This window comes from Streptomyces sp. A01, from assembly GCF_059026195.1.
Window position 1 is genome coordinate 67,393 of the sequence record NZ_JBWLKN010000007.1, and the last position, 17,610, is coordinate 85,002.

The following is a 17,610-nucleotide window of genomic DNA, read 5'->3' on the forward strand; positions in this document are numbered from 1 at the left end:
GCTGGGCATGCCCCAGCTCCCGGCCCCCGACTATCCGGCGGAGGTACGGGCCCGGCTTGAGGCGGACGCCAAGGAGGTGATCGCCCGCTACCCCAGCAGCCGCTCCGCGCTGCTGCCGCTGCTGCACCTCGTGCAGTCGGAGGAGGGGTACGTGACCCGTACCGGCGTCCGGTTCTGCGCCGAGGTGCTGGAGCTGACCACCGCCGAGGTCACAGCGGTCTCCACCTTCTACTCCATGTACCGCCGCAAGCCGAGCGGCGACTACCAGGTGGGGGTCTGCACCAACACGCTGTGCGCGGTGATGGGCGGCGACGCGATCTTCGAGGCGCTCCAGGAGCACCTGGGCGTGGGCAACAACGAGACCACCAGCGACGGCAAGGTCACCCTCGAACACATCGAGTGCAACGCGGCCTGCGACTTCGCGCCCGTGCTGATGGTCAACTGGGAGTTCTTCGACAACCAGACGGTCGACTCCGCCAAGGAGCTCGTCGACGACCTGCGCGCCGGGCGGACCGTCGCGCCGACGCGCGGCGCCCCGCTGTGCACGTACAAGGAGACGGCGCGCGTCCTCGCCGGGTTCCCCGACGAGCGCCCCGGCGCCGTCGAGGCAGGCGGCGGCGCGGGACCGGCCTCGCTGGTGGGGCTCCGCCTCGCCAAGGGCGAGGTCGCGCCGGGCCGGGTCGTCTCGCAGCGCGCCGAGTCGGTGCCCGCCGACGCGGGGCCGCCGCAGCCGGGACAGGAAGCGCCCCCGACCCACCCCAGTTCGCACGACGCCCCGCGGCGGACGTCCGCCTCCGATCCCAGCCACCCGGCCGGGCCTACGGCCGAGGAGGGGGAGTGATGACCGTGGCCGCCGAGGTCAACGAGCACGACACCAGCCCGGAGAAGCTGCTCTCACCAGTGCTCTCCGAGTTCTGGGACCAGCCCGAATCCTGGACGCTGGACACCTACCGCCGCTACGACGGCTACGAGGGCATGCGCAAGGCGCTGGCCATGCCGCCCGACGACGTCATCGCCTACGTCAAGGAGTCGGGCCTGCGCGGCCGGGGCGGCGCGGGCTTCCCGACGGGCATGAAGTGGCAGTTCATCCCGCAGGGCGACGGCAAGCCGCACTACCTCGTCGTCAACGCGGACGAGTCCGAGCCCGGCACCTGCAAGGACATCCCCCTCCTCCTCGCCAACCCGCACTCGCTCATCGAAGGCATGATCATCGCCTGTCATGCCATCCGCTCCCACCACGCGTTCATCTATCTGCGCGGTGAGGTCGTGCCCGTGCTGCGCCGACTGCACGAGGCGGTGCGCGAGGCGTACGACGCGGGCTACCTCGGCCGGAACATCCTGGGCAGCGGGCTCGACCTCGACATCACCGTGCACGCCGGAGCGGGCGCGTACATCTGCGGTGAGGAGACGGCTCTGCTGGACTCCCTCGAAGGGCGGCGCGGGCAGCCCCGGCTGCGGCCGCCGTTCCCGGCCATCGCGGGCCTGTACGCGTGCCCCACTGTCGTGAACAACGTCGAGTCCATCGCCTCCGTTCCCGCGATCCTGCACAAGGGCAAGGAGTGGTTCAGGTCGATGGGCAGCGAGAAGTCCCCGGGCTTCACGCTCTACTCGCTGTCCGGGCACGTCACACGCCCCGGCCAGTACGAGGCGCCGCTCGGCATCACCCTGCGCCAGCTCCTCGACATGAGCGGCGGCATCCGCGCCGGGCACCGGCTGAAGTTCTGGACCCCCGGCGGCTCCTCCACCCCGCTCCTCACCGAGGAGCACCTGGACGTCCCCCTCGACTACGAGGGTGTCGGCGCCGCCGGATCGATGCTCGGCACCAAGGCGCTCCAGTGCTTCGACGAGACGACGTGCGTGGTGCGCGCGGTCACCCGCTGGACCGAGTTCTACGCGCATGAGTCGTGCGGCAAGTGCACGCCCTGCCGCGAGGGCACCTACTGGCTCGTCCAGCTGCTCCGCGACATCGAGGCGGGCAAGGGCCGGATGGCAGACCTCGACAAGCTGAACGACATCGCCGACACCATCAACGGCAAGTCGTTCTGCGCGCTCGGCGACGGCGCGGCCAGCCCCATCTTCTCCTCGCTGAAGTACTTCCGCGAGGAGTACGAGCGGCACGTCACCGGCGGCGGCTGCCCCTTCGACCCGGCCAGGTCCACGGCCTGGGCCGACGACACCAACAACACCCACCTGGAGGTGAACGCGTGACCGTAACGACCACGGGAGCCAGCAGCGGTTCCGCCGCGGGACCCTCCGGCGGAGGCGCGGCGGCGGTGCCGCCCGAAGACCTGGTCTCCCTGACCATCGACGGCGTGGAGATCAGCGTGCCCAAGGGCACCCTGGTCATCCGCGCCGCCGAGCTGCTCGGCATCGAGATCCCGCGCTTCTGCGACCACCCGCTCCTCGACCCGGTCGGCGCCTGCCGGCAGTGCATCGTAGAGGTCGAGGGGCAGCGCAAGCCCATGGCCTCCTGCACGATCACGTGTACCGACGGCATGGTGGTCAAGTCGCAGCTCTCCTCGCCGGTCGCCGAGAAGGCGCAGCGCGGCGTGATGGAGCTCCTGCTCATCAACCACCCGCTGGACTGCCCGGTCTGCGACAAGGGCGGTGAGTGCCCGCTCCAGAACCAGGCCATGTCCACCGGCGAGACCGACACCCGGTTCGAGGGCAGGAAGCGCACCTTCGAGAAGCCCGTCCCCATCTCCCCCCAGGTGCTGCTCGACCGCGAGCGCTGCGTCCTGTGCGCACGCTGCACCCGGTTCTCCAACCAGATCGCGGGCGACCCGATGATCGAGCTGCTGGAGCGGGGCGCGCTCCAGCAGGTGGGCACCGGCGAGGGCGACCCGTTCGAGTCGTACTTCTCGGGGAACACCATCCAGATCTGCCCGGTGGGGGCGCTGACGTCGGCGGCCTACCGGTTCCGGTCGCGCCCCTTCGACCTGGTCTCCACGCCGAGCGTGTGCGAGCACTGCGCCGGAGGCTGCGCCACCCGCACCGACCACCGGCGCGGCAAGGTCATGCGGCGGCTCGCCGCGAACGACCCCGAGGTCAACGAGGAGTGGGTCTGCGACAAGGGCCGGTTCGCCTTCCGGTACGCGCAGCGCCCCGACCGGCTGTCCATCCCGCTCGTACGGGACGCCGACAGCGGTGAACTGGTGCCGGCGAGCTGGCCGGAGGCGCTGGAAGCAGCGGCGCGCGGGCTGGCCGCGGCGAAGGGCCGTACCGGGGTGCTGGCCGGTGGGCGGCTGACCGTCGAGGACTCGTACGCGTACGCCAAGTTCGCGCGGGTCGTCCTCGGCACCAACGACATCGACTTCCGGGCCAGGGTCCACAGCGGTGAGGAGGCCGACTTCCTCGCGGCCTGTGTCGCCGGGCGGGGCCTGGACCTGAACGGCCAGGGGCTGACGAACACGACGCTGGAGGCGGCCCCGGCCGTGCTGCTCGCCGGGTTCGAGGCGGAGGAGGAGGCGCCCGGTGTCTTCCTGCGGCTGCGCAAGGCGCACCGGCTGCACGGTCAGCGCACCTTCTCGCTCGCCTCGCACGCGACCCGGGGTCTGACCAAGGCGGGCGGCCGGCTGCTGCCCGCGGCGCCGGGCACCGAGCCGACGTGGCTGGACGCGCTGGCCCACCCCCAGGCGGAACCCGCGGGCGGGGCGGGCCTGGACGAGCTGGGCCGGCAGGCGGCCGACGCGCTGCGCGCCGACGGCTCGGTGATCATCGTGGGGGAGCGGCTGGCCGGCGTGCCCGGCGCGCTGGCCGCCGCCGTCCGGCTCGCCGCGGCCACCGGAGCGACGCTGGCCTGGATTCCGCGCAGGGCGGGGGAGCGCGGCGCCGTCGAGGCGGGCGCGCTGCCCGGGCTGCTGCCCGGTGGCCGTCCCGCGACCAGCCCGAGCGCCCGCGACGAGGTCGCCGAGGTGTGGGGCGGCACCGAACTCCCGCACCGCTACGGCAGGGACACCGGGCAGATCATCGAGGCCGCGGCCACCGGTGAGCTGGGCGCGTTGCTCGTCGGCGGCGTCGAGGTGGGCGATCTGCCCGACCCGGCGCGCGCCGTCGAGGCGCTGGACGCGGTGGGTTTCGTGGTCAGCCTGGAGCAGCGGCCCTCGGAGGTCACCGACCGGGCGGACGTGGTGCTGCCGGTCGCCGCCGTCGCCGAGAAGTCCGGCACCTTCCTCAACTGGGAGGGCAGGGCCCGGATGTTCGAGGCCGCGGTCAAGCCCGACCAGATGACCCGGCGGCACGTCCAGCCGGACGGTCGGGTCCTGCACATGCTCGCCGACGCGCTCGGCACGCCGATCGCCCTGCCCGATGTGCGCGCCGCCCGGCGCGAACTGGACCGGCTCAGCGGCTGGGAGGCCGCTGCGGTCCCCGGCCTGGCCGCCGCCGTCGGCACGGGGGCGGCCACCGCGCGGGGCGTCCAGCCACCGCCCCGCCCCGAAGCGGGGCAGGCGGTCCTCGCCGGTCACCGGATGCTGCTCGACCAGGGCCGCATGCAGGACGGGGACGAGGCGCTGACCGGCACCCGGCACGCGGCCGTCGCCCGGCTCTCGGCGGCGACCGCCGAGGAGGCCGGGGTGCGCGGCGGCGATCCGCTGACCGTCACCGGGCCCACCGGAACGGTGACGCTGCCCGCGCTGATCACCGCGATGCCCGACCGGGTGGTGTGGCTGCCGCTGAACTCGGTCGGCGCGGGCGTCCAGCGCGACCTGGGCTCCCGCCCCGGTGAGCTGGTCACGATCGGAGCCCCGGCCGCAGCGGCGGGCAGCCCGGAGCCCGTCACGGAGGGGGAGGCATGAACACCATGAACTACCTCGCGGCCGAAGACCTGTCCATGTTCGGGAGCGACCCGTGGTGGCTGGTCGTCATCAAGGCGGTCTTCTGCTTCGCGTTCCTGATGGTGACCGTGCTGATCTCCATCGTCATGGAGCGCAAGGTCGTCGCCTGGATGCAGCTGCGCATCGGCCCCAACCGGCACGGCCCGTGGGGCATGCTCCAGTCCCTCGCCGACGGCGTGAAGCTGATGCTGAAGGAAGACGTCATCGTCAAGCGGGCGGACAAGGCGGTGTACCTGCTCGCGCCGGTCATCGCGGCGATCCCCGCGTTCATGGCGTTCGCGGTCATCCCCTTCGGCCCGGCGGGCAACGAGATCTCGATCTTCGGTGAGCGCACCACGATGCAGCTGACCGACCTGCCGATCGCCGTCCTCTACATCCTCGCCACCGCCTCCGTCGGCATCTACGGCATCGTGCTGGCGGGCTGGTCCTCCGGATCGACGTACCCGCTGCTCGGCGGGTTGCGCTCGTGCGCGCAGATGATCAGCTACGAGATCGCGATGGGCCTGTCGTTCGCCGCGGTCTTCCTGCACTCGGGGTCGATGTCCACCTCGACCATCGTGGAGGCGCAGCAGGAGCGCTGGTTCGCTGTGCTGCTGCCGGTGTCGTTCATCATCTACCTGGTGGCGATGGTCGGCGAGACCAATCGCGCGCCGTTCGACATGCCGGAGTCCGAGGGCGACCTCGTCGGCGGCTTCAACACCGAGTACTCCTCGATCAAGTTCGCGATGTTCATGCTCGCCGAGTACGTCAACATGGTCACCGTCTCGGCGGTGGCCGTCACCCTCTTCCTCGGCGGCTGGCGGGCCCCGTACCCGATCAGCACGTTCTGGGAGGGCGCGAACCACGGCTGGTGGCCGATGCTCTGGTTCGTCGGCAAGCTCCTCACGCTGCTGTTCGCCTTCGTATGGCTGCGCGGCACGCTGCCCCGGGTGCGCTACGACCAGTTCATGAAGCTGGGCTGGAAGGTCCTCATCCCCGTCTCCATGGTCTGGCTGATGCTGGTCGCCACGGTGCGGGCGCTGCGCAACGAGGACTACGACTTCCAGGAGATCGTGCTGTACGTCGGCGGCGCCGTACTCGCGCTGCTGCTGCTGTCGTTCGTCTTCGACATGTACCGCGACCGCGAGGACAAGCGGGCCGCTGAGCTGGCCGACGCCGAACCGGAGCCGGCCTTCGATCCGATGGCGGGCGGCTTCCCCGTACCGCCGCTGCCTGGACAGACCCTGCCGCCCGTGCCACGCCGACGCTCGCGCCAGGAGCGCGAGCTGGTCACCACGGACGGGACGACCGATGGAGAGGAGGCCGACGGTGTCTGAGAAAGCCTCCCGGGAGGAGCCCTCCAAGGCTCCGCCGCTGAATCCGGTGGCCGGCTTCGGCGTGACCTTCAAGGCCATGTTCAAGAAGCGGCTGACGGAGCAGTACCCGGAAGAGAAGAAGCCCACCGCGCCCCGGTTCCACGGCCGCCACCAGCTCAACCGGCATCCGGACGGCCTGGAGAAGTGCATCGGCTGCGAGCTGTGCGCGTGGGCCTGCCCCGCGGACGCGATCTACGTGGAAGGCGCGGACAACACCGAGGAGGAGCGCTACTCACCGGGCGAGCGGTACGGCCGCGTCTACCAGATCAACTACCTGCGCTGCATCCTGTGCGGCCTGTGCGTCGAGGCGTGCCCGACCCGGGCGCTGACCATGACCAACGAGTACGAACTCGCCAACACCTCCCGCGCCTCGCTCATCTACACCAAGGACGAGCTGCTCGCCGGGCTTGAGGAGGGGATGGTCGAGACACCGCACTCGATCTTCCCCGGCATGGACGAGCAGGACTACTACCGGGGCCTGGTCACCGAGGCCGCGCCGGGCACACAGCGGCAGGTCGCCGTCAGCAAGGGCGAGCAGCCCGCGCGTGAGGAGGCGGAGGCGTGACCGCACTGGCCGTGGCGGCCTCCACCACCTCCACCGGGGAGGCCGTCCAGTTCTGGGTGCTCGGCACCGTGGCCGTGATCGGCGCGCTGTCCACCATCCTCATGAAGAAGGCGGTGCACTCCGCCCTCTCGCTCGCCGGGACCATGATCATCCTGGCCGTCTTCTACCTCGCCAACGGCGCGTACTTCCTCGGCGTCGTGCAGATCGTCGTCTACACCGGCGCGATCATGATGCTCTTCCTCTTCGTCGTCATGCTGGTCGGCGTCACCGCCGCCGACTCGGTCAAGGAGACGATCAAGGGGCAGCGCTGGCTGGCCGCCGCGTGCGGGCTCGGCTTCGGCGTCCTGCTCATCGCCGGGATCGGCCACGCCTCGCTGAAGACCTCCCAGGGACTCGGCAAGGCCAACGCGGGCGGCAACGTCGAGGGCCTGGCGGAGCTGATCTTCACCAAGTACGTCTTCGCCTTCGAGCTCACCGGCGCGCTGCTGATCGTCGCGGCCGTCGGCGCGATGGTGCTCACCCACCGGGAGCGCACCGAGCGCCCGGCGAGCCAGCAGGAGCTGGCCGAGCGCCGGGTCCGCGCGGGCAAGCAGCTCCCGCCGCTGCCCGCGCCCGGCGTCTACGCCCGGCACAACGCCGTGGACATCCCCGGCCTGCTGCCCGACGGCACCCCGTCCGAGCTGACCGTCAACCCGACGCTGCGCGGCCGTGGCCAGATCCGGGACGTCTCCGGTGCCGCGCTCGCCGACCTGGCCGCGCTGGAGCAGCGCTCCGAGGAATGGCTGGAGCGCGGCGAAGCCGGCGAGGGACCGGGAGAACCGGCCACGGGCGCCCGTAACAGCGCCCGTACGGACAAGCGTGACGGGGATCGTGCCGAGGAGGAGGTCAAGTGAACCCGGTCAACTACCTCTACCTGGCCGCCCTGCTGTTCACGATCGGCGCCACGGGCGTACTGATCAGGCGGAACGCGATCGTCGTGTTCATGTGCGTGGAACTGATGCTGAACGCCTGCAACCTGGCGTTCGTCACCTTCTCGCGGATGCACGGCAACCTCGACGGTCAGATCGTGGCCTTCTTCACGATGGTCGTCGCCGCCGCCGAGGTCGTGATCGGCCTCGCGATCATCGTGACGATCTTCCGCTCCCGCCACTCGGCCTCGGTCGACGACGCCAGCCTGATGAAGCTGTAAGGGGAAGCGAACAGTGGAGAACCTCATCGGATGGCTTGTCGCCGCACCGCTGCTCGGCGCGGCCGTGCTGCTGTGCGGCGGCAAGCGGCTCGACCGCGTCGGGCACTGGCTCGGCACGCTGCTCGCCGCGGCGTCGTTCGCGATCGGCGTGCTGCTCTTCGTGGACATGCTGGGCGCGAACGAGCACGACCGGGCCATGCACCAGCACCTCTTCAGCTGGATTCCCGTCCAGGGCTTCCAGGCGGACGTCGCCTTCCAGCTCGACCAGTTGTCGATGACCTTCGTGCTGCTGATCACGGGTGTGGGCACGCTGATCCACCTCTACTCGATCGGCTATATGGAGCACGACGAGCGGCGCCGCCGCTTCTTCGGCTTCCTCAACCTCTTCCTCGCGGCGATGCTGCTGCTCGTCATCGCCGACAACTACCTGCTGCTGTACGTCGGCTGGGAGGGCGTCGGCCTCGCCTCGTACCTGCTGATCGGCTTCTGGCAGCACAAGCCGTCGGCGGCCACCGCGGCCAAGAAGGCGTTCCTCGTCAACCGGGTCGGCGACGTCGGCCTGTCCATCGCGATCATGCTGATGTTCACCACCTTCGGCACCTTCACCTTCGGTCCTGTGCTGGAGGCGACGGGCGAGACCGGTGAGGGCAAGCTGACCGCGATCGGGCTCATGCTGCTGCTCGCCGCGTGCGGCAAGTCGGCGCAGGTCCCGCTCCAGTCCTGGCTCGGCGACGCGATGGAGGGCCCGACCCCGGTCTCGGCCCTCATCCACGCGGCGACGATGGTGACGGCGGGCGTGTACCTCATCACCCGCTCCGGCGCGATCTTCAACGGCGCGCCCGACGCGCAGACCGCCGTGGTCACCGTGGGCGCGGTGACGCTCCTGTTCGGTGCGATCGTCGGTTGCGCCAAGGACGACATCAAGAAGGCGCTCGCCGGATCGACGATGTCGCAGATCGGCTACATGATCATGGCCGCCGGGCTCGGCCCGATCGGCTACGTCTTCGCGATCATGCACCTGGTCACGCACGGCTTCTTCAAGGCCGGGCTGTTCCTCGGTGCGGGCTCTGTGATGCACGCGATGAACGACGAGGTCGACATGCGCAAGTACGGCGGCCTGCGGAAGTACATGCCGGTCACCTTCATCACCTTCGGCCTCGGCTATCTCGCGATCATCGGCTTCCCCGGCCTGTCCGGCTTCTTCTCCAAGGACAAGATCATTGAGGCGGCCTTCGCCAAGGGTGGCACCGAGGGCTGGATTCTGGGGGGCGCCGCCCTGCTCGGCGCGGCTCTCACGGCGTACTACATGACCCGCGTCATGCTGATGACCTTCTTCGGCGAGGAGCGGTGGCGCCACAGGGCGACCCCGTCGCCGGACGAGCCCAGCGCGGAGCCCGCGGCGCAGGAGCGCGGTGAGCACGCGGAGCCGCACCCGCACGAGTCGCCCAAGTCCATGACGATCCCCATGATCGTGCTGGCCTTCGGCTCGGTCTTCGCGGGCGGGCTGTTCAGCCTCAACGACCGGTTCATCACCTGGCTTGAGCCGGTCACCGGCCACAAGCACGGTCATCCGCCGATCAGCGCCACGACCGTCACGCTCTCCACGGTCGCCGTGCTCATCATCGGCGTCGGGCTCGCCTGGACGCAGTACGGACGCAAGCCGGTGCCCGTGGTCGCGCCACGCGGCTCACTGCTCACCCGGGCCGCCCGCCGCGACCTGCTCCAGGACGACTTCAACCACGTCGTGCTCGTCAGCGGCGGCGAGCACCTGACGCGCAGCCTGGTCTATGTCGATCACAAGCTGGTCGACGGCGTCGTCAACGGCACGGCGGCCTCGGTCGGCGGACTGTCGGGGCGGCTGCGGCGGCTGCAAAACGGCTATGCCCGCAGTTACGCGGTCTCGATGTTCGGCGGCGTGGCGGTCCTGATCGCCGCGACGCTGCTGATGAGGGCGGTCTGACATGTCATTTCCTCTGCTGACGGCCATGGCCGCGGTGCCCGCGGCCGGTGCGATCGTCACCGCCGCAGTCCCGGCGGCCAAGCGCACCGTCGCCAAGTGGGTGGCGCTGCTCTTCTCGCTGGCCACCCTGGCCCTGGCGGCGGTGGCGCTGGTCCGCTTCGACCCGGGCAGCGACGATCCGTACCAGCTCACCGAATCGCACCCCTGGATCGCCGACTTCGGCGTGCGCTACGAGCTGGGCGTGGACGGCATCGGAGTGGTGCTGGTCGCGCTGACCGCGCTGCTCATCCCGTTCATCATGCTGGCGGGCTGGCACGACGCCGACCCCCTGGAAGAGGCGAACCCCAACCGGCGCTGGCGGCCCACGCAGGGCTTCTTCGCGCTGATCCTGATGGTCGAGGCGATGGTGATCGTCTCCTTCGAGGCCACCGACGTCTTCCTCTTCTACATCTTCTTCGAAGCCATGCTGATCCCGATGTACTTCCTCATCGGCGGCTTCGGGGACCGGGCGGGACAGCTGTCCGAGGACGAGACGGCCAAGCAGCGCAGCTACGCCGCCGTGAAGTTCCTGCTCTACAACCTGGCCGGCGGCCTGATCATGCTGGCCGCGGTGGTCGGCCTGTACGCCGTCACCGCCGACGACATGGGAACCGGCACCTTCTCGCTCCAGCAGATCGCCGAGGCCAGGGCCAGCGGCGAGCTGAACATCTCCACCAACACCGAACGGCTGCTGTTCCTCGGCTTCTTCTTCGCCTTCGCGGTGAAGGCCCCGCTGTGGCCGCTGCACACCTGGCTACCGAACGCGATGGGCGAGGCGACCACGCCGGTCGCCGTGCTCATCACGGCGGTGGTCGACAAGGTCGGCACCTTCGCGATGCTCCGCTTCTGCCTCCAGCTCTTCCCCGAGGCCAGCAAGTGGGCGACGCCGGTGATCCTGGTGCTCGCCGTCATCAGCATCATCTACGGCGCACTGCTCGCCGTGGGCCAGAAGGACATCAAGCGCCTGGTGGCGTACGCGTCGATCTCCCACTTCGGCTTCATCATCCTGGGCATCTTCGCGATGACCAGCCAGGGACAGAGCGGCGCGACGCTGTACATGATCAACCACGGGATCTCCACGGCGGCGCTGATGCTGGTCGCCGGTTTCCTGATCAGCAGGCGCGGTTCGCGGCTCATCGCGGACTACGGCGGGGTACAGAAGGTGGCCCCGGTGCTCGCCGGCACGTTCCTGGTCGGCGGTCTGGCGACGCTGTCGCTGCCCGGTCTCGCGCCGTTCATCAGTGAGTTCCTGGTCCTGGTCGGCACGTTCAGCCGGTACCCGGCCATCGCCATCGTCGCCACGGTCGGCATCGTGCTCGCCGCGCTGTACGTCCTCGTCCTCTACCAGCGGACGATGACGGGCCCGGTGAAGGCCGGAATCGAGAACATGCCTGACCTCCGGGTGCGGGAACTCGTCGTCGTCGCCCCGCTGATCGCGCTGTTGATCTTCCTCGGCGTCTACCCGAAGCCGGTCACCGAGATCGTGAACCCGGCCGTCGACCACACGCTGTCCGTGGTCGACAAGCAGGACCCCAAGCCCGATGTGCCCGTGCAAGATGTGGAGGCCGCGAAGTGAGCGCCGTGGCAGATCCCGGAACTGTCCACAGCCTGTGGACAATGGCGGCGGAGTCGCCGGACACGTTCAAGGCGCCCCATATCGAGTACGGCCAGCTGTCACCGACGCTGATCGTCCTGGGCGCCGCCGTCATCGGCGTACTCATCGAGGCTTTCCTGCCCCGCAAAGCCCGTTATGGTACACAGCTGTTCGTCGCGGTCCTGGGGCTCGCCTCCGCCTTCGCCGCCGTCGTCGGCCTCGCCGCCGGGGACTACGGCAGCAGCAAGGCGCGGATCGCCGCGATGGGCGCCATCGCCGTCGACGGGCCCGCGCTCTTCCTCCAGGGCACCATCCTGCTGGTCTCGGTGGTCGCGGTCTTCACCTTCGCCGAACGCCGCCTCGACCCACAAGTGCACGGCAACCGCGTCGACTCCTTCGCCGCGCAGGCGGCGGCCGTCCCCGGCGGCAAGGCCGAACAAGAGGCCATCAAGGCCGGGTTCGCCACCACCGAGGTCTTCCCGCTGCTGATGTTCGCCGTCGGCGGCCTGCTGATCTTCCCCGCGGCGAACGACCTGCTGACGCTGTTCATCGCGCTGGAGGTCTTCTCCCTCCCGCTGTACGTGCTGTGCGCGCTCGCCCGGCGCCAGCGCATGATGTCGCAGGAAGCGGCGGTGAAGTACTTCCTGCTCGGCGCCTTCTCCTCGGCGTTCCTGCTGTTCGGCATCGCCCTGTTGTACGGCTACGCGGGCTCCGTCTCGTACGGCAGGATCGCGGACGTCGTGGACGGCGAGGTCGGTGACATCACGCCCGCGCTCGCGGAGACCATGGGCAACGACGTCCTGCTGCTCATCGGCGGCGCGATGGTGCTGACGGGGCTGCTGTTCAAGATCGGCGCGGTCCCCTTCCACATGTGGACGCCGGACGTCTACCAGGGCGCCCCCACCCCCGTCACCGGCTTCATGGCGGCGGCGACGAAGGTCGCCGGGTTCGGCGCGCTGCTGCGCCTGCTGTACGTGGTGCTGCCGGGGCTGCGCTGGGACTGGCGTCCCGTGATGTGGGGCGTCGCGATCATCACCATGCTGGTCGGCGCGATCATCGCGGTCACCCAGACCGATGTGAAGCGGCTGCTGGCCTACTCCTCCATCGCGCACGCCGGGTTCATCCTCGCCGGTGTCATCGCCACCTCCGAGGACGGCGTCTCCTCCGTCCTCTTCTACCTGGCGGCGTACTCCTTCGTGACGCTGGGCGCGTTCGCCGTGGTCACCCTGGTCCGCGACGCGGGCGGCGAGGCCACCCACCTGTCCAAGTGGGCCGGTCTCGGCAGGCGTTCACCCCTGGTCGCCGCGGTCTTCGCGGTCTTCCTGCTGGCCTTCGCGGGCATCCCGCTCACCTCGGGCTTCGCGGGCAAGTTCGCGGTCTTCAAGGCGGCGGCCGAGGGCGGCGCGGGCGCGCTGGTCGTGGTCGGCGTGATCTCCTCGGCCATCGCGGCGTTCTTCTACATCCGCGTCATCGTGCTGATGTTCTTCAGCGAACCACGCGCCGACGGCCCGACGGTCGCCGTGCCGAGCATGCTGACGTCCTCGGCCATCGCGATCGGCGTCGCGGTGACGCTGGTCCTCGGCATCGCCCCGCAGTACTTCCTCGACCTCGCGGGGGACGCGGGCGTCTTCGTACGGTAGCCACGGCGGACATGCCAACGGCCCGGCACCTGGGAGAGGTGCCGGGCCGTTGGCTTGTCCGGCGGAACCGGTGGGGGGCTGATCAGGACTGTCCGGCCGCGCGGCGGCGGGGAGAGATTCCGCCGAGGTCGAGATCGACGGTGAAGGGGGCGGACACCTTCATGCGGTCCCGGAAGATGCCGGTGCTGGTGTACACGCCGGTGGCTGGTTCCAGCTCGAAGACGTAGACCACGGCACGGTCGTTGTCGTTCTCCACCCGCCAGTAGTGCGGGATCTTGGCGCGCGCGTACTTCACCGGCTTGGTCTCGCGGTCCAGCGTCACCGATTCGGGGCGGACGACTTCGATGGCCAGCAGCACCGACGTAGCGGGAAGACGGGTCTGCCGCCCGTCTTCGATGACGTCACCGTGCACGACGATCACCTCGGGTTCGGGCCTGTTCTGCCGGTCGATGTCGATGGTGAACTCGCGCATGACCTCCAGGTCCGCAGGGGCGACGGAGTGCAACTGCCGCTCGAAGAAGCCGACCGCACGCTCATGGAAAACCGTTTGCGGGCTCACGAAGACAAGGCTGCCGTCGATCAGCTCCGTGTGCGGAGGCAGGTCCGGAAGCCTGTCCAGGTCGTCGGCGGTCCAGCCGCCCTGGGGCGGAACGGGCCACCCGGCCCCGGTGGCTGCGGTTTTCGGGGTCTCGGGTTCGCCGCTTATCAGTGCTCCCATGCGACGGAGTCTCGCGGGTTCGCCCAGCGGAACCGGCGGAAACCCCATCATGCCCCCGCGTACGGGTGAACCCTCGTGCGCCGTTGACGTGCGGGGTGTACGCCCGGAGCTCCGCGTCCGGATCGGCGGGGGTAAGGCCCTGGGGCCGGGCGGGGAACGGGCGCTGCGGGCGGTGGGAAGCGGGCGAGCCCCCGGGGGCTCGGGAGAAGCAGTGAGCGGGGTCAGCCGCCGAGGCCGCCCGTGGCTTCGACGTCGCCGAGGTCGGGGAGGCCGGTGGGCTTCGGGACGTCGGGGAGGTCCACGGGCTTCTCGGTCTTGATGAAGGTGTCGGCCTCGCTGAGGCCGTCCCACTGCACCTTCAGGCTGCCGTCCGCGCCCGGGGTGACCGAGCCCGAGGTCCGGTCGGTGTTGCCGTCCGGGCACTTGAGGGTCAGCTTGTTCTGGCTGAACGTACCGGTGCAGGTGTGCTCACCGGCGAGGATGGCACCCTTCTCGCTGAGGGACAGGATGACCACGCTGCCGTCGTTCTTCGCGATGTACGTCCCGCTCGCCTGCGCGTTGTCCCCTTCTGCGGGGGCGTCGCCCGGGTTCTGCTCGGCGCCCGAGGTGCTCGCCTCGGACTTCTCGCTGTCACCGTCGCTGTCGCTTCCGCACCCGGTCACGAGCAGGGCGGCGATGACCGCCGCACCAGCGAGCGTCGCTGCCTTGCGCACGTGCTTCTCCGTCCGTTCCCTGCGTTGCGGGCCGCCCGGTGAGGGGCGGCCCCGTTCTGGTCGAGAGCCTGACAAGCTAGCAGTCGCCCGCTCGCGCGGACCGGGGCGTCATCCGGCTGTGACGCGCCCCACCACCTCGCCGAGACCCACTCGGACGCCCTCGCCGGGGCCGGGCGCCCAGGCGGTCAGCGTGACCTCGTCGCCGTCCTCCAGGAACGTGCGCTTGCCCGTCGGGAGCTCGACGGGGTCACGGCCCGCCCAGGTCAGCTCCAGCAGGCAGCCGCGCTCCTCGGGCAGCGGGCCGCTGACCGTGCCGGAGGCGAACAGGTCGCCGGTGCGCAGCGAGGCGCCGTTGACCGTCATGTGCGCCAGCTGCTGGGCCGCCGTCCAGTACATGGCCGAGAACGGCGGACGGGAGATGACGTGGCCGTTGACGGCGACCTCGATGTGGATGTCGAGCCCGCCCGGCGCGGAGCCGGAGTCGTCCAGGTACGGCAGCAGCGGGACGTCGCGCGCCGGAGGTGCCGTACGGGCGTGGGTGAGCGCTTCGAGCGGGGTGACCCAGCCGGAGACCGAGGTGGCGAAGGACTTGCCGAGGAACGGGCCGAGCGGCACGTACTCCCACGCCTGAAGATCGCGCGCCGACCAGTCGTTGAGCAGGCAGACACCGAAGACGTGGTCCTCGAAGTCGTGCAGCGGCACCGGGCGGCCCAGCTGGGAGGGGGTGCCGACGACGAAGCCTAGTTCGGCTTCGATGTCCAGGCGCTGCGAGGGGCCGAACACCGGGGCCGGGTCGGCGGGCGACTTGCGCTGTCCGGCGGGGCGGATGACCGGCGTGCCGGAGACCACGACCGTGCCCGCCCGGCCGTGGTAACCGATCGGCAGGTGCTTCCAGTTGGGGGTGAGCGCGTCACCACCGGGCCGGAAGATCTTGCCGACGTTGGTCGCGTGGTGCTCGCTGGCGTAGAAGTCGACGTAGTCGGCCACCTCGAAGGGGAGGTGCAGCGTCACCTCGGCGAGCGGCGTCAGCAGCGGCTCCACGGTGGCGCGGAGCGCCGGGTCGGTGAGCGCGCCGGTCAGCTCGGCGCGGACGGCCGCCCACACCGGACGGCCCGACGCCAGCAGCGGGTTGAGATTCGCGTGGGCGAGCACCGCGGCGTGCGCGGAACCGGTGGCCTCGGCGAGCGCGCCCGCGTCCAGGACGTACGAGCCGTAGCGCACGCCGATCCGCCGCCGGTCCGGCGCCGCGGATGTGGTGAAGACGCCGTACGGAAGGTTGTGCGGACCGAAGGGATCGCCTTCGGCCAGTTCAAGCGGGCTGTGCTGCGGCATGGGGTGCTGCCTCGCCTTCTCCTCGTCTCCAAGCTGGCAGGCCACAGACTACGTCGTGGCCATGTCGGTTGAGGGGTTGCGGGTTGCTGTCGTAAAGGGTTGGCAATGTCCGGATACTTCTTGCTGGAACCGATAATTCCGAAGTAGCGTCCTTAGTCGGGTCACGCGTAGTGGGGGGCCACTGCGCTGCGATGGCCGAGGGGGGCTCGTGGCGAGCAGCACCACGCCGTTCGCGATAGACCAGGCCATACCCGGCCTCATCGTGAAAATCGGCGATTATCCACTGCACCACGGCGGAGTCGGCGCGATCCGCAGCCTCGGCCGGGCCGGAGTCCCCATGTACGCGGTCACCGAGGACCGGCTGACACCGGCCGCGCTCTCCCGCTACCTCCAACGCGCCTTCGTCTGGCCGACGACGGGCCGCGAGAGCCCGCAGGAACTGGTCGGTGGCCTGCGGCGGATCGGACGGGCCATCGGACGGCCCACGGTCCTGCTGCCCACCGACGAGGAGGCGGCCGTCCTCATCGCCGAGCACGCCGGGGAACTCGGCGAGAACTTCCTCTTCCCTCACGTGGCAGCGGAGTTACCCAGGCGGCTGGCGAGCAAGCAGGGGCTGCACGAGCTGTGTCTGGAGCACGGGGTCCCCTCGCCGGTCGCGGCCTTTCCCCGCTCGTACGCGGACGTCGAGGAGTTCGCCGCGAACGCGCGCTTCCCCGTCGTCGCCAAGAACCGCGAGGCGTTCGTACGCCGCACGCGGCCCGTCGTCCCCGGCACCACCCGCGTCAGCGGACCGCGTGAGCTGCTGCGGCTCGCCCGGGGCTGGGGCCCGAACCCCGGCGTGATCCTCCAGGAGTACCTGCCGCGCGAGCACGCCGAGGACTGGATCGTTCACGCGTACTTCGACGCCGACAGCACCGCCCTCGCCATGTTCACCGGTGTCAAGGTCCGGTCCTGGCCACCGCACGCGGGAATGACGGCCTGCGCCTACGTCGTGGACAACCTGGAACTCGCCGAGATGGCGGCGCAGTTCGTCAAACGCGTCGGCTTCTCCGGCATCGTCGATCTCGACTGGCGTTTCGACCGCAGGGACGGGTGCTACAAGCTCCTCGACTTCAATCCGCGCATGGGAGCCCAGTTCCGTCTCTTCGAGAACGAGGCGGGCGTCGACGTCGTCCGCGCCCAGCATCTGGACCTCGCCGGGCGCAAGGTCCCCGAAGCGGAACAGCTCAGCGACCGCCGCTTCATCGTCGAGAACATCGACCTGCCCGCCCTGCTCGCGTACCGGCGCGGTGGCTACACCACTCCGAACGCGCCCGCACGCGCGCGTGGCACCGAACTGGCATGGCTCGCGCGGGACGACATGCTGCCGTTCTTCACGATGATGGCCCGCTTCGTCAGGCCGGGCGCGAAGCACCTGTTCCAGATGTGGCGAGCCAACCGCGAGAAGGGCGGCGCGCGGTAGCGCGCCGCACGGGCGAGCGAGCGCCGTGGAGCCCGCCGCGCGGGCGCCTGGCGCCGGCCCGGGACGTACGCCAGCGCCGCAGCACGGCAGTACGTCAGCACGTCAGCACGGCAGCGGCGCGGTACGTCGGGGCCGCGGTACGTCGGTACGGCGCTGCGTCGGTACGGCGCTGCGTCGGTACAGCGCCGCGTCGGCGTCGCGGTACGGC

14 protein-coding genes are annotated in these 17,610 nt (G+C 70.3%); 11 read left to right on the forward strand and 3 right to left on the reverse strand.

Annotation, left to right across the window (positions count from 1 at the left end):
• Positions 1-7 precede the first annotated feature (7 nt).
• Genes nuoE through nuoN form a run of 10 tightly spaced genes read left to right on the forward strand, consistent with a single transcriptional unit; the run spans position 8 to position 13,177 of the window.
• Positions 8-841, forward strand: coding sequence for an NADH-quinone oxidoreductase subunit NuoE (gene nuoE / locus AC5P1B_RS11365; RefSeq protein WP_493886998.1), 834 nt, complete (start codon positions 8-10; stop codon positions 839-841).
• Positions 841-2,208 carry an NADH-quinone oxidoreductase subunit NuoF gene (gene nuoF / locus AC5P1B_RS11370; protein WP_493886696.1) on the forward strand — a complete coding sequence of 456 codons (1,368 nt, stop codon included), beginning with the start codon at positions 841-843 and terminating at the stop codon, positions 2,206-2,208. Before nuoE ends, nuoF begins: the two co-directional genes overlap by 1 nt.
• Positions 2,205-4,796 carry an NADH-quinone oxidoreductase subunit G gene (locus tag AC5P1B_RS11375; protein WP_493886697.1) on the forward strand — a complete coding sequence of 864 codons (2,592 nt, stop codon included), beginning with the start codon at positions 2,205-2,207 and terminating at the stop codon, positions 4,794-4,796. Before nuoF ends, AC5P1B_RS11375 begins: the two co-directional genes overlap by 4 nt.
• A 5-nt stretch (positions 4,797-4,801) precedes the next feature.
• Positions 4,802-6,151 (forward strand): NADH-quinone oxidoreductase subunit NuoH, encoded by a 1,350-nt coding sequence (gene nuoH, locus AC5P1B_RS11380; protein ID WP_493886999.1) that lies wholly within the window; start codon positions 4,802-4,804, stop codon positions 6,149-6,151.
• The gene (nuoI, locus tag AC5P1B_RS11385) at positions 6,126-6,755 is read left to right on the forward strand and encodes an NADH-quinone oxidoreductase subunit NuoI (RefSeq protein WP_493886698.1); all 630 of its coding nucleotides are present in this window, start codon (positions 6,126-6,128) and stop codon (positions 6,753-6,755) included. Before nuoH ends, nuoI begins: the two co-directional genes overlap by 26 nt.
• Positions 6,752-7,648, forward strand: coding sequence for an NADH-quinone oxidoreductase subunit J (locus AC5P1B_RS11390; RefSeq protein ID WP_493886699.1), 897 nt, complete (start codon positions 6,752-6,754; stop codon positions 7,646-7,648). Before nuoI ends, AC5P1B_RS11390 begins: the two co-directional genes overlap by 4 nt.
• Positions 7,645-7,944, forward strand: a complete 300-nt coding sequence (gene nuoK / locus AC5P1B_RS11395; RefSeq protein ID WP_493886700.1) for an NADH-quinone oxidoreductase subunit NuoK — start codon at positions 7,645-7,647, stop codon at positions 7,942-7,944. Before AC5P1B_RS11390 ends, nuoK begins: the two co-directional genes overlap by 4 nt.
• A 13-nt stretch (positions 7,945-7,957) precedes the next feature.
• Positions 7,958-9,904 carry an NADH-quinone oxidoreductase subunit L gene (nuoL, locus tag AC5P1B_RS11400; protein WP_493886701.1) on the forward strand — a complete coding sequence of 649 codons (1,947 nt, stop codon included), beginning with the start codon at positions 7,958-7,960 and terminating at the stop codon, positions 9,902-9,904.
• Position 9,905: 1 nt separating this feature from the next.
• On the forward strand, positions 9,906-11,519 hold the full coding sequence (locus AC5P1B_RS11405; RefSeq protein WP_493886702.1) for an NADH-quinone oxidoreductase subunit M: 1,614 nt from the start codon (positions 9,906-9,908) through the stop codon (positions 11,517-11,519).
• 41 nt (positions 11,520-11,560) lie between these two features.
• Positions 11,561-13,177, forward strand: coding sequence for an NADH-quinone oxidoreductase subunit NuoN (gene nuoN, locus AC5P1B_RS11410; RefSeq protein WP_493886703.1), 1,617 nt, complete (start codon positions 11,561-11,563; stop codon positions 13,175-13,177).
• Positions 13,178-13,259: 82 nt separating this feature from the next.
• Here the strand turns inward: nuoN and AC5P1B_RS11415 are convergent, their stop codons facing one another.
• From AC5P1B_RS11415 to fahA, 3 genes are all read right to left on the reverse strand, one after another.
• The gene (locus AC5P1B_RS11415) at positions 13,260-13,883 is read right to left on the reverse strand and encodes a Uma2 family endonuclease (RefSeq protein WP_493887001.1); all 624 of its coding nucleotides are present in this window, start codon (positions 13,881-13,883) and stop codon (positions 13,260-13,262) included.
• A 233-nt stretch (positions 13,884-14,116) separates the two neighbouring features.
• On the reverse strand, positions 14,117-14,608 hold the full coding sequence (locus AC5P1B_RS11420; protein WP_493886704.1) for a hypothetical protein: 492 nt from the start codon (positions 14,606-14,608) through the stop codon (positions 14,117-14,119).
• Between the two features lie 108 nt (positions 14,609-14,716).
• Positions 14,717-15,940 (reverse strand): fumarylacetoacetase, encoded by a 1,224-nt coding sequence (fahA, locus tag AC5P1B_RS11425; protein WP_493886705.1) that lies wholly within the window; start codon positions 15,938-15,940, stop codon positions 14,717-14,719.
• A 208-nt stretch (positions 15,941-16,148) separates the two neighbouring features.
• Between fahA and AC5P1B_RS11430 the strand changes: the two genes are divergently transcribed.
• Positions 16,149-17,402 carry a carboxylate--amine ligase gene (locus AC5P1B_RS11430; protein ID WP_493886706.1) on the forward strand — a complete coding sequence of 418 codons (1,254 nt, stop codon included), beginning with the start codon at positions 16,149-16,151 and terminating at the stop codon, positions 17,400-17,402.
• Positions 17,403-17,610: the final 208 nt, after the last annotated feature.

Coding starts and splice junctions, on each gene's coding strand:
- nuoE (WP_493886998.1), top strand. CDS start 8: ATGCCCCAGCTCCCGGCCCCCGACTATCCGGCGGAGGTACGGGCCCGG.
- nuoF (WP_493886696.1), top strand. CDS start 841: ATGACCGTGGCCGCCGAGGTCAACGAGCACGACACCAGCCCGGAGAAG.
- nuoH (WP_493886999.1), top strand. CDS start 4,802: ATGAACTACCTCGCGGCCGAAGACCTGTCCATGTTCGGGAGCGACCCG.
- nuoI (WP_493886698.1), top strand. CDS start 6,126: ATGGAGAGGAGGCCGACGGTGTCTGAGAAAGCCTCCCGGGAGGAGCCC.
- AC5P1B_RS11405 (WP_493886702.1), top strand. CDS start 9,906: ATGTCATTTCCTCTGCTGACGGCCATGGCCGCGGTGCCCGCGGCCGGT.
- nuoN (WP_493886703.1), top strand. CDS start 11,561: ATGGCGGCGGAGTCGCCGGACACGTTCAAGGCGCCCCATATCGAGTAC.
- fahA (WP_493886705.1), bottom strand. CDS start 15,940: ATGCCGCAGCACAGCCCGCTTGAACTGGCCGAAGGCGATCCCTTCGGT.